Origin of the sequence: Niastella populi (genome assembly GCF_002078015.1) — a bacterium.
Classification (GTDB): Bacteria; Bacteroidota; Bacteroidia; order Chitinophagales; family Chitinophagaceae; genus Niastella; species Niastella populi.
Genome location: NZ_LWBP01000078.1, coordinates 37,358 through 53,758, shown reverse-complemented (window position 1 = coordinate 53,758; position 16,401 = coordinate 37,358). Strand labels below are relative to the sequence as shown.

General features: G+C 48.0%; 17 protein-coding genes. 5 read left to right on the top strand and 12 right to left on the bottom strand.

Going from position 1 to position 16,401, the window contains the following annotated elements:
- Positions 1-25: 25 nt before the first annotated feature.
- A complete protein-coding gene (pucL, locus tag A4R26_RS08530; RefSeq protein ID WP_081163365.1) occupies positions 26-871 on the top strand; it encodes a factor-independent urate hydroxylase in 846 nt (281 codons plus the stop codon).
- 61 nt (positions 872-932) lie between these two features.
- Here the strand turns inward: pucL and A4R26_RS08525 are convergent, their stop codons facing one another.
- The 8 genes from A4R26_RS08525 to ureA all read right to left on the bottom strand — a co-directional run bounded on the left by A4R26_RS08525 (position 933) and on the right by ureA (position 6,788).
- Positions 933-1,634: a hypothetical protein gene (locus A4R26_RS08525; protein ID WP_081163364.1), complete on the bottom strand. Its 702-nt coding sequence runs from the start codon at positions 1,632-1,634 to the stop codon at positions 933-935.
- Complete coding sequence (locus A4R26_RS08520; RefSeq protein WP_081163363.1) at positions 1,624-2,439, bottom strand: urease accessory protein UreD; 816 nt, start codon at positions 2,437-2,439, stop codon at positions 1,624-1,626. Before A4R26_RS08520 ends, A4R26_RS08525 begins: the two co-directional genes overlap by 11 nt.
- The gene (gene ureG, locus A4R26_RS08515; protein ID WP_081163362.1) at positions 2,436-3,071 is read right to left on the bottom strand and encodes an urease accessory protein UreG; all 636 of its coding nucleotides are present in this window, start codon (positions 3,069-3,071) and stop codon (positions 2,436-2,438) included. Before ureG ends, A4R26_RS08520 begins: the two co-directional genes overlap by 4 nt.
- Positions 3,072-3,091: 20 nt before the next feature.
- On the bottom strand, positions 3,092-3,778 hold the full coding sequence (locus A4R26_RS08510) for an urease accessory protein UreF (protein WP_081163361.1): 687 nt from the start codon (positions 3,776-3,778) through the stop codon (positions 3,092-3,094).
- Entirely contained in the window at positions 3,775-4,278 is a 504-nt protein-coding gene (gene ureE, locus A4R26_RS08505) for an urease accessory protein UreE (protein ID WP_081163360.1), read from the bottom strand. Before ureE ends, A4R26_RS08510 begins: the two co-directional genes overlap by 4 nt.
- Before the next feature lie 24 nt (positions 4,279-4,302).
- Positions 4,303-6,024, bottom strand: a complete 1,722-nt coding sequence (gene ureC, locus A4R26_RS08500; RefSeq protein ID WP_081163359.1) for an urease subunit alpha — start codon at positions 6,022-6,024, stop codon at positions 4,303-4,305.
- Positions 6,021-6,392 (bottom strand): urease subunit beta, encoded by a 372-nt coding sequence (locus tag A4R26_RS08495; protein WP_081163477.1) that lies wholly within the window; start codon positions 6,390-6,392, stop codon positions 6,021-6,023. Before A4R26_RS08495 ends, ureC begins: the two co-directional genes overlap by 4 nt.
- Before the next feature lie 93 nt (positions 6,393-6,485).
- Positions 6,486-6,788, bottom strand: coding sequence for an urease subunit gamma (ureA, locus tag A4R26_RS08490; RefSeq protein WP_081163358.1), 303 nt, complete (start codon positions 6,786-6,788; stop codon positions 6,486-6,488).
- A gap of 311 nt (positions 6,789-7,099) precedes the next feature.
- On the opposite strand from ureA, the gene A4R26_RS36215 reads away from it, so the two are divergent.
- Together A4R26_RS36215 and A4R26_RS08480 are read left to right on the top strand one after the other, a co-directional pair.
- A complete protein-coding gene (locus A4R26_RS36215) occupies positions 7,100-7,480 on the top strand; it encodes a DUF6934 family protein (RefSeq protein WP_439330555.1) in 381 nt (126 codons plus the stop codon).
- Positions 7,477-7,662 carry a hypothetical protein gene (locus A4R26_RS08480; RefSeq protein ID WP_081163356.1) on the top strand — a complete coding sequence of 62 codons (186 nt, stop codon included), beginning with the start codon at positions 7,477-7,479 and terminating at the stop codon, positions 7,660-7,662. The genes A4R26_RS36215 and A4R26_RS08480 overlap by 4 nt, the downstream gene beginning before the upstream one ends.
- Here the strand turns inward: A4R26_RS08480 and A4R26_RS08475 are convergent.
- From A4R26_RS08475 to A4R26_RS08460, 4 genes are all read right to left on the bottom strand, one after another.
- A complete protein-coding gene (locus A4R26_RS08475) occupies positions 7,637-8,644 on the bottom strand; it encodes an XdhC family protein (RefSeq protein ID WP_081163355.1) in 1,008 nt (335 codons plus the stop codon). The genes A4R26_RS08480 and A4R26_RS08475 overlap by 26 nt on opposite strands.
- Positions 8,607-10,916, bottom strand: coding sequence for a xanthine dehydrogenase molybdopterin binding subunit (locus A4R26_RS08470; protein WP_081163354.1), 2,310 nt, complete (start codon positions 10,914-10,916; stop codon positions 8,607-8,609). Before A4R26_RS08470 ends, A4R26_RS08475 begins: the two co-directional genes overlap by 38 nt.
- Before the next feature lie 67 nt (positions 10,917-10,983).
- Positions 10,984-12,378, bottom strand: coding sequence for an FAD binding domain-containing protein (locus A4R26_RS08465; protein ID WP_081163353.1), 1,395 nt, complete (start codon positions 12,376-12,378; stop codon positions 10,984-10,986).
- A 414-nt stretch (positions 12,379-12,792) separates the two neighbouring features.
- Positions 12,793-13,263, bottom strand: a complete 471-nt coding sequence (locus A4R26_RS08460; protein WP_081163352.1) for an Lrp/AsnC family transcriptional regulator — start codon at positions 13,261-13,263, stop codon at positions 12,793-12,795.
- A 117-nt stretch (positions 13,264-13,380) separates the two neighbouring features.
- Between A4R26_RS08460 and A4R26_RS08455 the strand changes: the two genes are divergently transcribed.
- Both A4R26_RS08455 and A4R26_RS08450 read left to right on the top strand, forming a co-directional pair.
- A complete protein-coding gene (locus A4R26_RS08455) occupies positions 13,381-14,838 on the top strand; it encodes a CoA-acylating methylmalonate-semialdehyde dehydrogenase (RefSeq protein WP_081163351.1) in 1,458 nt (485 codons plus the stop codon).
- 174 nt (positions 14,839-15,012) lie between these two features.
- A complete protein-coding gene (locus A4R26_RS08450; RefSeq protein WP_081163350.1) occupies positions 15,013-16,365 on the top strand; it encodes an aminotransferase class III-fold pyridoxal phosphate-dependent enzyme in 1,353 nt (450 codons plus the stop codon).
- Positions 16,366-16,401 lie beyond the last annotated feature (36 nt).

Below are 16,401 nucleotides of genomic sequence, written 5' to 3'. Positions count from 1 at the left end.
TATACATTAACCAAAATACGCTGCTATGTCTATTAAACTGGGAAAGAACACGTATGGTAAGAACGCTGTAAACCTGTCAAAGATCATCCGGCACCCCGAATACCATGAGTTCAGGCAGATCTCCGTGAATGTGGTGCTGGAAGGTGATTTCGAAACGGCCCATACCATTGGCGACAATACCAAAATACTTCCTACCGATACGCAAAAGAACACGGTGTATGCATTGGCGAAGGAACATTTTGTTTCTTCCATAGAGTCGTTTGGTTTGTACCTCGCCAATTACTTTATCAGTAATAACCCGTCTATTTCCCAGGCGCGAATTGAATTGACCGAACATAGCTGGAAGCGCTTGCGTTTTGACGGCGCTTACCATCCACATGCCTATTGCAGCGGGGGCAATGAAAAACATACCGCCGTAATTGTACAGAATGATAAAGGCATTACAGTTACTTCCGGTATTACCGATCTGTTGATCTTAAAAACTACCGACTCAGGTTTTGAGCATTATATAAAAGATCAGTATACCACATTGAAAGAAACCAGCGACCGCATTTTTTCTACCCAATGCGAAGTAAGCTGGACCTACAATTCCTCCAATGTGCTTTTTGTTGAGTTATTCAATGGCATACGAACTACCCTGTTGCAAACATTTGCCAATCATCAAAGCCTTTCGGTGCAACATACGTTATTCGCCATGGGAGAGGCGGTGCTGGAGAAATATGCAGCGGTGAACGACATCACATTGAACATGCCGAACAAACACCATATCCTTTTCAACCTCGAGCAGTTTGGGGTGGATAATAAGAACGAGATCTTCATAGCTACCGATGAACCGTATGGGTATATTACCGGCACTGTTGTGAGGGAGTGAGTACAAGCTGCAAGCGAATACAAATACAGGCCGCAAGCTTCACGCTGCGAATGGAGATCACTCACCAGCCTAAAAGCAGCATTCCAAAACCGCAAATAAAGATGGTTAGTCCGCCAAGGGCGTGAACATACCGTTCCAGCTTTTCCGTTTTCAAAAATGACACCCCATAATAACCCATAATAACCATTGCTACCATGGTGGCAATGGTGAAGAAAGTGTATACAATGATCAGCAAACACATGCCCCACCAATTATTTTTGGCTGCCGGAAAATACAACAGCGGGATCATCGGTTCGCAGGGGCCCAATAAAAAAATAATGAACATTACCCAGGGTGTTACCTTATACCTTTCTTTGGGCATCACCGCTTCGCCATGTTTATGCTCGTACACATAAATAGTTCCGTCTTCAACAGTATCAAAATGTTTATGGGTTTTGTTTTGGTAAGCCCTGACCCAACCCCACATGCCGTAGCCAAATCCGAACAGCAATAAAAACCAGCCTGCTGCTCCCCCGCGAATATGCTCCAGCCACGCGATCTTTGATAATGACCAGCCAAGGGCAGCACCGCCCAAACCCAATATCACAGAGCTCCACACATGACCGCAGCCGCAGATGATGGTCCACATAAGGGTTTTGCCAAAACGCCAGCCCCTTGCCTTTGACAACGCAATAAATGGTAAATAATGGTCGGGCCCGGTAAGGGTATGCAAACAGGCAATGCCTGCGGCCGTAAATACCAGTATTTGTAATTCAGATAACATGCCTGCCCGGGTTTTTTGCAGGAACACTATTGCTGGCTGTGGCCAGCGCAGCGATGCGATTCAGGCAATTGAACAATTGTTCCGCTTTATAACCTAAAATACGTACAATAATGCCGGTAACGGGGAGGGCGCTGATGCCGTAAGTGATCTCCTTTTGTTGCGATAAATAGCTATTGATATTGTCGTGGTATGATGTAATGTTTTCCTGTTCATCAAGTATTATCAAACTGGCCTGGTGTGTATACCCTTCCCATTGACCAATGGCATACACATCGGTAATGCCCGGCTGAACGAGCCAGTTTTCCCTGATGGCCAGCCGCCCGTTAAGATATACATCGGTTATACTGTGATATTTGATGAAATCAAATTGTTCGCCATTGAGCTTGCGGCCACAGGTGAGCATTTCTCCCCACACCAGCCGGTTATTACCCTGCAGGTATATTTTATTGTTGGTGGTGAAAAGGGCCTGCTTATGAGGTACTGCCGGGTGTGGAATGTAAATAAGTGCGGCGCCTTTTTGCAGGTATACTTCCATGTTTTGCCGGGCGCCGTGTTTCATATTGAACAATCGCTGGTACGACTGCGTATGCAGGTGCAGGTGGCTGTTTTCTCCCAGGCTTATCTTTATCCGGTAATCGTCGCCCTCCAGGATGCCGGGCGATGAGCACATCAGCATCAGGTGTAACGGGCCGGCCTGTTTATCTTCGGTAATATTGGCAACCTTAAAGGGCGGCGTGCAATAACTTTGCTTAAGGTAAGTGATACCATTGCGCAAAGCGGTTTGTATGTGCAAATGGGCGATCATCTGAATAAAACCGGTTCTGCTGTTTCTTCCAGTAATGCATACTTTTTTATCCAGCTGATCACATCGGGCAGCCCGTCGCCCTTCACCAGGTCAGTAAATACGAATGGCTGGCCATTGCGCATTTTGCGCGCATCGCGCTCCATCACTTCGAGGCTGGCGCCAACATAGGGCGCAAGATCAATTTTATTGATCACCAGCAGGTCGCTGCGGGTTATGCCGGGACCGCCCTTGCGGGGAATTTTATCGCCCTCTGCCACATCTATCACAAATATGGTACAATCGGCCAGGTCTGGACTAAACGTAGCCGACAGGTTATCGCCGCCGCTTTCAATGAATATGATCTGCACGCCGGGAAATCGCGCAGCCATTTCTTCAACGGCCTCCAGGTTCATACTGGCATCTTCGCGGATGGCCGTGTGCGGACAACCACCCGTTTCCACGCCAATAATTCTATCGGCAGGCAGGGCGCTGTTTTGTGTAAGGAATTCGGCATCTTCTTTCGTATAAATATCATTGGTGATAACGCCGATACTATAAGCGGGATACAATCGCCGGGTCAATCGTTCTATCAATGCCGTTTTGCCCGAGCCAACCGGGCCTGCGATGCCTATTTTTATATATGTTCTGTTCATGTGTTTGTTTTTGTTCGGTTTCACGACATATACAATCTCGAATACAATTGCTCGTGCTGCATGCTGCGGAGATCAAAACCCGTACAGCAAAGGCCGGTCATTTCAATATCAGGGTGCTGATTCTTTTGAACAAGCGCTGCGATGAGCGGTTGTAAGGAGAACAACAGCTGCTGTCCCACCTGCTGACTTAACGGGATCAGTTTAACGCAATTGGTTACAAAACCTGCCGCTGCATTGTAATAGAAACCGGTAAGCGCATCTGTTTTTTCTATTTGCAGGGCGTGGGCTATGATCCCAAATGCAAGGCAATAATGCCCGTGCAATTGTTTTGACCGGATAGCCGTTGCATACCGGTTCAGCCATTCATCATTGCATAAGGGTTGAAAGATCTTTATGAGCCGTATGCCCAGCTTCTGGCTGGCCTGCCGCATTTCCTTTGGGAGTTTGACGGCAGTGCACAGATCATCGAGTTGTTGAATGCCGGTATACTGATTATCGGTAATCTTATCGTATGCCATTGAAAGAAGGGCCGCATCGGTATAATGAATGTTCTGCGATAACATGCCGGTGATAAATGCGCTGGCTGTGGCCGCGTCGTTTACCATTCCCGATTGTACATAGGTTTCCAGGCCGGCGGAATGCGAAAAGCCGCCAACAGGCAAAGCGGGATCACTTAATTGTAAAAGACGCAGCAGGGAAGGGTTCATACACCGGCGTTTGTGAGTTGCATGATCTTTGAGAAAAGGCTGTTGTTGCCATGCCCATGTGGCGCAACTGTCGTTTTTAGCGGTTGTAACAATTTCCTTTTATCCTGTTTTACAACATAACCCTGGGCAGATAATAACCGGAACAACGGCATTTCAAAAGGCACCATCAGTTCGTCCTTTTCATAGAACAAAGGCAGGTGTTTATTACCGATCTCATAACATACCGATGCCATCTCAAAAAGGCTGGCCGGTTGAATAGCCAGCACTTCGCATGGCAAAATATCTACAGCGATGATAATCGTGTCATCTTCATACAGCACATCGCCCTGGGTGAACGCCGGGTTCCTGTCAGGAAATTTTAATGCAATATCGTTGCCTGAGCGGGTTTGTTTACGCAGGATCCGTTTACTGGCCTCAAACCATTCCAGTTGCAGCCAGTCGATACTGCGGTTGTTGATGTCGATCGTGTTTAGGTTACCTGATTTTTGTTGTATTATCATTCGTGGAAATTGGTGGTTTTAAACTTAGAACAGGAAATATCGTTGCGCCAGCGGCGCCACGGCTATCGGCTCGCAGGTTACCGGCCGGCCATCTACAGTTACTTCATAATTTTCGGGGTTCACTTCAATAACGGGTGTGGCGTCGTTATGGACCATATCCTTTTTTGCAATATTGCGGCAGTTCATTACCGGCAACACCATTTTTTGCAATGCATAGTGCTGTACTATATTTTTCTCCAGCGATAATTTCGACACAAATGTTGCGCAGGTCGTATGCAATGCTTTGCCATAAGCCCCGAACATATGCCGGTAGAGCACAGGTTGCGGGGTAGGGATGGAAGCATTGGGATCACCCATTCTGCTGCCGATGATCATACCCCCTTTGATGATCATTTCAGGTTTCGCGCCAAACAAAGCAGGTTTCCATAAAACGAGATCCGCCAGTTTGCCAACTTCAAGCGAACCCACATACGCAGCAATTCCGTGCGTGATGGCCGGGTTGATGGTATACTTGCTTACATATCTTTTTACCCGGAAATTATCGTTGCCTTTACCGCTGTCTTCGGGTAAAGCGCCCCGTTGGATCTTCATTTTATGGGCGGTTTGCCAGGTACGGGTAATTACTTCACTCACCCGCCCCATGGCCTGCGAATCGGAACTCATCATACTGAAAACGCCCATGTCGTGTAAAATATCTTCCGCTGCAATTGTTTCGGGGCGAATCCGCGAATCGGCAAAGGATACATCTTCGGGTACCGATTTATCAAGGTGATGACAAACCATCAGCATATCGAGGTGCTCGTCGATCGTATTTACGGTGAAGGGGCGGGTAGGGTTGGTAGAAGAGGGGAGAATGTGCTGGTACATAGCAGCCTTTATGATATCTGGCGCATGTCCGCCACCGGCACCTTCCGTATGATAAGTGTGAATGGTGCGGCCATTGATAGCGTTGATGGTATCTTCCAGGAATCCGGCTTCGTTTAATGTATCGGTGTGAATAGCCACCTGAACGTCGAACTGATCGGCGATCCGCAGCGAAGCGTCGATAACGGCCGGCGCACTGCCCCAGTCTTCATGGATCTTCAATCCCAATGCACCTGCCGCGATCTGTTCTTCCAACGGCGGTAATCCCGCACAATTGCCTTTACCTAAAAAGCCCAGGTTCACAGGAAAAGCATCTGCCGCTTCCAGCATCTTTTGTATGTTCCATGCGCCGGGGGTAACAGTGGTGGCGTTGGTGCCATCGGCCGGCCCTGTACCGCCGCCGATCATGGTGGTGATGCCGCTGAACAATGCATGATCTATCTGTTGCGGACAAATGAAATGAATATGCGAATCGATACCACCGGCAGTTGCAATGAGGCCTGCGCCGCCATGCACTTCGGTAGCCGCGCCGATGACCAGGCTGGCATCCACGCCATCCATGGTATCGGGGTTGCCTGCTTTGCCAATGCCCACGATCTTCCCGTCTTTGATACCGATATCAGCTTTTACTATACCCCAATGATCGATGATCATTACACTGGTGATCACCAGATCAGGTACGCCTTCATTGCGTGTGGCGCGGGCAGATTGCGCCATGCCGTCGCGTATGGTTTTGCCGCCGCCGAATTTGGCTTCATCGCCATATACCGTATGATCTTTTTCGATCTCTATAATTAGTTCTGTATCGCCAAGGCGTACTTTATCGCCCGTTGTTGGGCCATACATATTGGCGTATTTGATGCGGTTGATGGGCAGGCTCATGCAGACTGGTTTTTGAAATTATTGCTCAACGCATTTTGAACCGATTGGGCTTTGTTTTCTTCGGCGAGGTCACCGTTTACCAGGTTGTTGAATCCATATATTTTTTGTGCGCCGCCAAAAGCCACCAGCGGCACTTCTTTTTCTTCCCCGGGTTCAAACCTTACGGCTGTGCCTGCCGGTATGTTAAGCCGCATACCATATGCAGCCTGCCGGTTGAACTGTAATTGCCGGTTCACTTCAAAGAAATGAAAATGAGAACCGATCTGAACCGGCCGGTCGCCGGTATTGACAACAGTGACAACCGCGGTTACCCTGCCGGCATTGGCAATGATATCGTCAGGTTGTAAAATGTATTCTCCGGGGATCATAGGCAGTTTATGGTTTATTGTTTTTTGTTTCTGGTTGTTCCGTTTCAAGGCTCGCTATTAATGGCACCCATAATGAAATTTATAATGGCCAGATCACCTGATAGGATCATGCACCGTTACGAGTTTGGTGCCATCGGGAAAAGTGGCTTCGATCTGGATCTCGGGGATCATTTCAGGCACGCCTTCCATCACATCGTTGCGGGTTAAGATAGTTGCGCCGTATTGCATGAGTTCGGCAACCGATCTGCCGTCACGGGCTGCTTCCTGCAGGTGGCTGCTGATAAGCGCAATCGCTTCGGGGTAATTCAATTTCAATCCACGCGCCCTTCGTTTTTCTGCCAGTTCGCCGGCTAAAAACAGTAATAGTTTTTCCGATTCTCTTGGTGTCAGATGCATAGATAAATATGAAATTCAGGTATGTATTAATGGAAATACGAATGGCAGGCAATTATTTAAGTTAAGCAAAAAAGCGATACGGTTTTGTGCAGCGGGTAAATAATTTTAGTGGGGTGAGTTTAAAATGGGACTGGTTGATGTGATGTGTTGATTTGTTTATGATCAAGAAATATTGAAATAGGCTGAGGGTATTGGGGAACAGTTAGGGGTATCCTATATTTTTGAGGGATGAAGTATGAGGTATACGAGAATGTGAATACTGGTGCAGACTTTAGCTCATTTGAGTTTATCAGTAAAGGCATAATGGCAATATTACTAAGCAGGTGTTGTTTACACCTACATTAATACCTTATATTTTTAACCTGGCATTTGGAGATATTAATGAATATGGAAATCTTGATGATCTATCCATTAGTAATAATGGTGATAGGAATAAGATTTTAGCTACTATCGTAAATGTCGTTGATAGATATACAAATAGATTTCCTGAACGGTATATATTCTTTGCAGGTAGTACAGAGCATAGGACCCGGTTGTATAGGATGGCGATTAGTTTGCATTTGGAGGAGCTGTCTGAGACATTTGATATATTAGCTGACCTAAATGGAAACTGGGAGTTTGTTCCATTTCATAAGGAGTTGAATGTCAAGGCGTTTTTAGTTAAGAGAAAATTGATTAAATTTGAAATATGAAAAAGAAGTTGAAATTTTACAGTAAGCTGTTTAAAAGAGAGTTTACATTTACTGTTGATGATAATTTGAAGCCTGCGAAACCTACAGGCGCGGTTGCTCGTAAAATAGAAGAGGCAAACGAGCATTTGTCTAAAATTAAAAATCTGGATGAGATACTCAAACGCTATTCTTCACCCGAATGATCTCCGCCGCAATGCTAATGGCAATTTCTTCCGGCGTTTCACTATGGATGGCAATTCCTACCGGCGCATGAATATTTTGTAATAGCGTCTCCGGTATCTCCTCCTTCCGGTAATCAGTGAACATTTTCTCGATCTTACTTTTACTTCCCAACAAGCCCAGGTACCTGAATTTCTTTTTCCAAAGCGCCCGCAGCGCCATGTCATCGGTTCGGTAACCTACCGTCATCACCACCACATACTGGTTATCGCCTTCCGGCACCAGGGAGGCCAGCGCTTCATAGTCATCGATCACTTTTTTCTGATGGGCATACCGGTTCTCGATAAAAGTTTTCAGGCTTGAACGATCGTCATACAAATGAACATAGAAATCCATGTCCTGCATCATACGGCAAAGCGCCAGTGCACAATGCCCGGCCCCGATAACATGCAGGTGATTGATAAAACCAGTCTTTTCGCGATACACCCAGTCTGTTTCCGAGGTCATGGAAAAATAGAAATTGCCGGCAGGAACGCTCGCATTGAATTGTATTCCGGAAGAAGATAACTGCAATGTGCCGTTTTGATGTTGTTCAAGGCTTTTAATGATCTTTTGTATTACAGGAGTATCCTGGGGCATAACGCGGTAAAGCAGCATTGTTTGTTCACCCGAGCAGATCATACCGCTTTGATTGCCGGCAGCAGATTTATTATGAAATTGTTTTTTGATCGTGATCTGCGGTTCCACCGTATACGCATTTCGCAGATCGGAAAAGCCCAGGTGCACGTTTTCCTTTAACTGCTCTTTTGCCATTTCTACAAATTTGTGCTCCATTATACCGCCGCCGATCGATCCTTCGGTGTCGCCGGCTGCATTCACCGCCATAAAAAATCCCTGCCGGCCCGGACTGCTTCCTTCGCTCTGCAGCACATACAACAACATCACCGGTACCTGTTGCTGCAGGCTTTTATTTATCAACTGCCAGATGGTTAATTGTTTCTTCATGGGTTTCAATAGCTCCTTCCTTTTGTTTTTCGTATAACGCCATCAATACTTTTTCGGGTGTCATAGGGGCGGAGAACGGAAATTCTCCTGTAGCATTGAATGCGCGTACCGCATTACGTAATGCAAAATAAGCGCCAATGCCATACATCAATGGCGGTTCGCCAACGGCTTTCGACCGGAAGATGGCGAGGTTGTCGTTCGGTGTTTGCAGACAATCGACAGCTATCTCTTCCGGCACTGAATAAATATCAGGCACCTTATATGTTGAAAGCGCATTGGAGCGCAGTTTTCCTTTGTCGTCATACACCACTTCTTCCATGGTCATCCACCCAATGCCCTGTACAATGCCGCCTTCAATTTGTCCCAGGTCTACCGCCATATTCATACTGGCGCCAAAATCATGCACTACTTTTACCGTGTCAACGGTATAAGTGCCACGGATACAATCAACCGTTACGCCAACAATGGCGGTGCCATAAACATGATAGGCAAAGGGATGACCTTTTTCTTTTGTGGCATCGAAATGTATTTCGGGTGTAGCGTAATGGGCATGCTCCGATAAGCCAATGCGTTTTATATGTCCGGCCATTACCAGCGATTTCCAGTCACGATCGGTTCTTTCCCCGTTTACCCAAACGTATTCATCTTTTAACGTAATAGCAGCTACATCGGTATTCAGTTCTTCCGCTATCATTTTCTTCAGCCTGCCGGCAATGGCGTTGCAGGCCATCAGGGTGGCCTTGCCATTGAGATCGGCGGTGGCGCTGGCCGCAGAAGGAGAGGTGTTGGCGATCTTAAAAGTATTGGTAGTATGGATCTTTATTTTACCGGGTTGAATGGAGAACACCTGTGCGGCTACCTGCAGGATCTTTGTATTCACCCCCTGGCCCATTTCAACTGCGCCGGTAGTGATGCCTACACTTCCGTCTGTATACACATGCACCAGCGACCGCGCCTGGTTCATCAGGGTTTTTGTAAATGAAATACCAAAACAAATGGGCATACAGGCCAGGCCTTTTTTGCGCCATTTACCGGAAGCGTTGAAGGATTCCACCTCCTTATGCATTTGTGCGAGGTTGTATAATGCGCTGGCCTTATGCCAGCATTCGGGCGCTTCACTTTGCGCTTTTTGTCCGTAAGGAAATTCATCGCCCGTTTGCAGCAGGTTTTTTTCCTGTATAACGGAAGCGGGTATTCCCAGCGCTTCAGCGGCTTTGGCAATAGCCGCTTCTATCATGAACATTCCCTGTGGACCGCCGAATCCGCGGAAAGCCGTATTGGGCGGTAAATGCGTTCTGCAACTGTAAGCAGTGGCTTTTACATTGGGAATGAAATAAGAATTGGTGCAATGAAATAATGTACGTTCCAAAACGGCCGGCGACAGATCGGCAGCAGCGCCGGCATTTTGGTAGAACGTTACTTCGTATGCCATTATCTTCAGCTCATCGTTCAACCCGATTTTGAAATCGGCTGAATAAGGATGGCGTTTACCCGTCATGGCCATATCTTCCATGCGGTGTAAAGAATATTTCACCGGCCGTTTTAAATGATGGGCAGCCAGTGCGCATAGTGCGGCCCAGGTATTTGCCTGGTCTTCCTTGCCGCCAAAACCGCCGCCGAGCCTGTTCACTTCCACCTCAACCAAATGCATGGGCAAACCCAGCACCCGGCTTACGGCCCGTTGTACCGCTGTAGGTCCCTGGGTGGATGAATATATTTTTATGCTGTTATGCTCCTGTGGAACCGCATAGGCGCCCTGCGTTTCAATATACAGATGTTCCTGTCCGTTGGTATCGGCCCGGCCTTCGAATACATGCGTGCATTGCGGCCAGCTATCCGATGTATTGCCCAATTGAAAGGTGCGCGGCGGAATAATGAGTTCTCCCTGTACCTGCGCCTCGCGCGGGTCGGTGATGACGGGTAAGGGCTCAATTGTTACTTTAATTTTTTTCACGGCAGCCCGGGCGGCATCTACAGAATCGGCAACGACAAAAGCGACAGGCATGCCACAGAAATGTACCTCATCACCGGCCAGCAACGGTTCATCGGGAACAATGCCGCCGATCTGGTTCTCGCCGGTAATATCTTTATACGTGAAAATGCGTACTACACCGGGAAGGGCTTCTGCGTCACTGGTATCGAGCGCGCTGATAACTCCATGCGCCACCGGTGAGCCAAACGAGGCGCCGAACAGGGTGCCGCGGATCAGGGGAATATCATCGAGATAAACCGATTCGCCCCGCACGTGTGTATATGCATCGATATTTTTCATACGTAGAACATTTAATGCTGAACGCCGAACGCAAAACGCTTAATGCAAATCGCGTTACGCCGAACGCTTAACGAAAGACTGTTTCAACTGCAGTAAAAAAATGAGCTTTGATCAACTGGCCTAACAGCAATCGTTTATAGTCTGCCGTTCCCCGCGCATCGCTGATGGGTGAAATATCCGTTTGCGCAATGGCGATGGCTGCTGTTATCGTTGGGTCATTTACTGTTTTTCCTCTCAGAAAGGCATTTGTTTTATCAAGCAATTTGGGAATGGGCGCAACGCCCCCGGCCGAAATGCGAACATCCTGTATGGTATCGCCCTGCATGGTCATACAAATAGCCGAGTTCACACTGGCAATATCGAGGTGGGTGCGTTTGCTTACCTTTTCAAAATGAAAAAAAGTGTTCTTGCCCGGCAACTCAAATGAAAGCGATTCCAGTTGTTCGCCGGGTTGTTTATCGAGCGTTTTATATCCTTTGTACAATTGCTTTAACGGAAGTTCACGTTTTTGTTCGCCATTACTGAAAAGCAGTGTAGCATCGAGCGCCAGCAGGAAAATAGTGAGGTCGCCGATGGGGGAGGCGTTGATGAGGTTGCCGCCCACTGTAGCAATATTACGGATAGGGGTAGAAGAAACCAGCCTGATATATTCCGGCAACCGCGGAAAGTATTGCTGCATTACCGGTGATTCACCCAGTTCGGTTACTGTGGCCGAAGCGCCGATGATACAGCGGTTCCCTTTTTGCGAGATGCCTTTCAGGCCTTCGTCATCGAGCAGGAACCTGATAGCTGCATCCTGCAGCACCTCGTGTTTTTGCACATATACATCGGTGCCGCCGCCCACCCATTCTGTAGCGGATGATGAATGAAGCTGTCCGTTCAATTCCGTAACCAATGCATATAACCGCTGTTTGATGCCGGCAAACCATTCGGGCAGGATCTTTTTCTCCGCAGCAAATGCCGTTGGTTCCTCCTGTTGTCTGCCCTGCATCAGTTCCGCTACTTTCGCTGCTGCTCTTTCAATTGATTTATACCCGGTGCAGCGGCAAATGTTTCCATCGATATGTGCAGTGGCGTTTTGTGCCGTGGCGGTTTTGGCGCTTAAACAAAATCCGGCGAGCGAAACCACAAAACCGGGCGTGCAGAATCCGCATTGCGTGGCCGACTCATCATACATGGCCTGCTGAATGGGATTCAGCCCTTCCATATTCAATCCTTCAACGGTGACCACATGTTTACCATGTACATTGCCCAACGGGGTAAGACAACTGGTTAGCGAACGGTATTGCAGTTCATTATTTTTCAGCTCACCTGTAAGCATGGTGCAGGCGCCGCAGTCGCCTTCATTGCAGCCCACCTTACTGCCCATTAAATGTTGGTGATACCGCACAAAATCGAGCAGCACCATCCCGGGCGGCAGGCCGGTAGCAATGTTTTTATTATTGAGAATGAATTTGATCAAAGGCTAAACGGTTTCTTTAAAGTTAACGAAAACCGGGCAAAGCGTAAGGGGGCGCCCGATGCGACTTTAATGGTACCTCATTGGTGCCTCGGCTCCGGAGGACCCATCGAGGTAGTTTCGAGGAGGCAAAGAGGACCCAAAGAGGAGAACCCGGGGTCCGGGAGTAGTTCATCACACCAATATCCTGCATTCATCACACCATTTTGCTCCCTTCGTCACGCCGGAAAATACCTTTCCGGGGAGAAATCGCTGTTCGTCATACCGGTTTGCGGAGCCCGTCACATCAGGAGAAGGACACCATCACATATTTGAAAAAGCAGCCCTGGGGGTATTGTATATTTACTGAACATGGGCGCCCTTGTTAACTGGTCTTTGACATAGTTGATTTACTAATATGCACAGCGACGGCGCTGGCTATTTCAGCAATTTCAGATCGGGCTGTGCATACTTGTATACTTTGAAATACAGGGTGGTCTTCGTTTGATAAACACCTTCTATTTTCGAAATATCGTTTACAAACTGCACCAGGTGATCGTTGTCGCGGCACATTACATCCACTTCGAGGTCATAATCGCCCGATGTCATTGCCAGAAAACTCACCTCGGGGCGTTTGCTTATCTTTTGCGCCACTTTTTCCTTGAACGTGGCGGGCCTTACATAAACAGCGATATGGGCATAGGCGCGAAAACCAACCTTATCGGGGTTCACGCGTCCAATGATATTGATGGTGCCTTCTTCGATCAGCTTGTTCACCCGGGTACGAATGGTGCCTATGGATACATTCAGTTTTTCCGCAATAACGGTAAACGACATCCGTCCGTCCTGCTGCAGGCACGATAAAATGGCAAAATCCAGATCGTCAAGTGGGAAACCGTTTTTCTCCATACAATACAATGATGCTACAAAAATAAAAATACTGTTTAATTTTTGGTATAGTACTAAATTATTTTTAATTTACTATCCTTGTTTCTGCAAATTCTGTAGTTCTAAAAACACCCGCTCATGAAGTACGCGCCTGTTCAAAATTTCATCAATGGACAATTTGTGGATGCGTCAACAGACCAGACACTGCCCGTTATTTCACCACTCGATGGTACGGTATTGTCTGCGGTTCCCATGTCTTCTGCCAAAGACCTGGATGCTGCGGTGCGATCGGCAAAGATCGCTTTTCAAAAATGGGCGCATACACCTATTAAAGAAAGGGTACAGGTGTTGTTCCGCTACCGGCATTTGCTTGAGAAAGATCTGCAGGAGCTGGCAGCGCTGGTAAGTGAAGAGAACGGAAAGACAATGGGTGAGGCGGTTGCCGAACTTGAAAAATGCATCGAGCTCACCGAGTTTGCTACCTCGCTTCCGCAACTGGTTACCGGTGAAGTGCTGGAAGTAAGCAAAGGTGTTGAATGCCGCACCGAACATGTTCCGCTGGGTGTGGTGGCATCCATCGTTCCATTCAACTTCCCCAGTATGGTGCCTAACTGGACCATTCCCAATGCCATTGCCCTCGGCAATTGCATGATCATAAAACCTTCTGAAAAAGTGCCGCTGAGTGTGGGCCGCCTGGCGTTGTTATTGAAAGAGGCCGGTTTGCCCGATGGGGTTTTCAATGTGGTGAATGGCGACAGCACCATCGTGAACGCCATTTGCGATCACCCGGGTATTGCAGCCGTATCGTTTGTGGGCAGCACCAAAGTGGCGCGGATCGTTTATCAGCGGGCTACCCATCATTACAAAAGGTGTCTGGCCCTCGGCGGCGCCAAGAACCACCTGCTGGTTTTGCCCGACGCGAAAGCCGACATGACCGCACAAAACGTCGCAGCCTCCATGAGCGGCTGCGCCGGACAACGCTGTATGGCCGCTTCGGCTATGGTGGCCGTTGGGAATGTCGATCACATCATTCAAAAGATCTGTGACGAAGCGAAAAAGATAGTACCCGGACAAAACCTCGGCGCCGTTATCAATAAAGAAAGCAAAGAACGTATTGAACATTATATTACCGAAGCGGAAGCGCAGGGTGCAAAGATCCTGGTTGATGGCAGGCATACTACCGTGGCCGGTAAAGAACAGGGAACCTATGTTGGGCCTACCGTTATCGATTACGTGAAACCCGACATGGCGGTGGCGAAAGAAGAGATCTTTGGTCCGGTCATCAGCATCATGCGCACCAATACGGTCGATGAAGCGATTGCCATTGAAAATGCCAATCCTTACGGTAATGCAGCATCGGTATTTACGCAAAACGGCGGTATGGCAAGGTATGTGATCGACCGCGCCAGCGCCGGCATGATCGGTGTTAACGTAGGTGTGCCGGTTCCCCGCGAACCCTTCTCTTTTGGCGGCTGGAATGAAAGTAAATTCGGCGTGGGCGATATTACAGGGAAAAGCTCCATCGAATTCTGGACGAAACTGAAAAAGAGCACCGTGAAATGGAACCCCGAAGCGGGGATTAACTGGATGAGTTAGGTCAATGTGATAATTTGCTAATATGCTAATGTGATAATGGGTTGCTGAGTGTGCAGGTTCGCTACCGTTTCATGCATCTCGCATAACAGGATGATAGCGCTTTTCACGTTTGCCGTTTCACGTTTTCACGATCGCCCCCAATCCCCCCATTCCAAATTTTCAATCAATTCTCATATGTCATATTCTTCCACCATTACGGAATCACAGGAGATCATTCGTGATAATATGGATTACACGCTCTTTTCATGGAGCAAACAAAAAGGCATTGCGCCCATTGCGGTAAAATATGCCAAAGGCGTTTACCTGTATGATTACGATGGAAAACGTTATCTCGATTTCTCTTCCGGTTTGATGAATGTGAACATCGGGCACGGCCATCCGCGAATAGCACAGGCCGTTATGGAACAAATGCAACAGGTAAGTTATGTAACCCCTAGTTGCGTAACCAAAGTGCGCGGCGACCTCGGTAAAAAGCTGGCAGCTATAACACCGCCGGGGCTTACGAAAACCCTGTTCACCGTTTGCGGCGCCTCAGCCATTGAAAATGCAATAAAGCTTGCGCGGTTATATACCGGCAGGCACAAGATTATCGCCCGGTACCGGGCTTTCCACGGCGCATCATACGGCGCCATGACGGCGGGCGGCGATCCGCGCAAACTGGCTTCCGACGGCCAGCAGGTGCCAAACATCGTTCATGTGGAAGACCCGTATTGTTACCGTTGTCCCTGGGGAAAGGAAATTACTTCCTGCAGCCGCGAATGCGTTAGCCATATCGAGCGGGTGATCGAATTTGAAGGGCCCGGCAATATTGCGGCGATAATAATGGAAGGGGAAAGCGGTACCTCGGGCTGTATAAAGTATCCGCCGGATTATTTGCAAAAGGTAAGGGCCCTGTGCGACAAATACGATATCCTGCTTATAGCCGATGAAGTCATGAGCGGTTTTGGGCGCACCGGTAAATGGTTCGGGGTAGATTATCATGGCGTGGTGCCCGATATCATTGCCACCGCCAAAGGCATAACTTCCGGTTACCTTCCCCTCGGCGCATTGATCGTTAGTGACGCCATCGCTTCTTATTTCGATGATCGTATGTTATGGCTGGGGCTTACATATTCAGCGCACCCGGTAAGTTGTGCGGCCGCACTGGAAACCTTAAAAATTTACGAAGAGGAAAACCTTTTACAGCATGCTGCCGAAATGGGACGTTATATCGATCAGCAGGTAGCACTGTTAAAAAGCAAGCACCCCAGCATCGGCGATTTCCGCAACACCGGTTTGCTGGGTTGTATCGAGCTGGTGAAAAACCGGGCTACGAAAGAGCCAATGGCGCCATATAACGCCAAACCCGACGAAATGGTCATAATGAACAAAGTAGCGGCAAAACTGAAAGAGCTGGGGCTGTACACCTTCGTACGCTGGAACTATATCTTCATTGCGCCGCCATTATGTATTACAAAGGAAGAAGCAGACGAAGGACTGGCCATGATAAGTGAGGCGATAAAAATTGCCGATGAATTCGTAAATTGATATCAGAAGGTGTGCCACACGTTTAAAGTGTGGCAC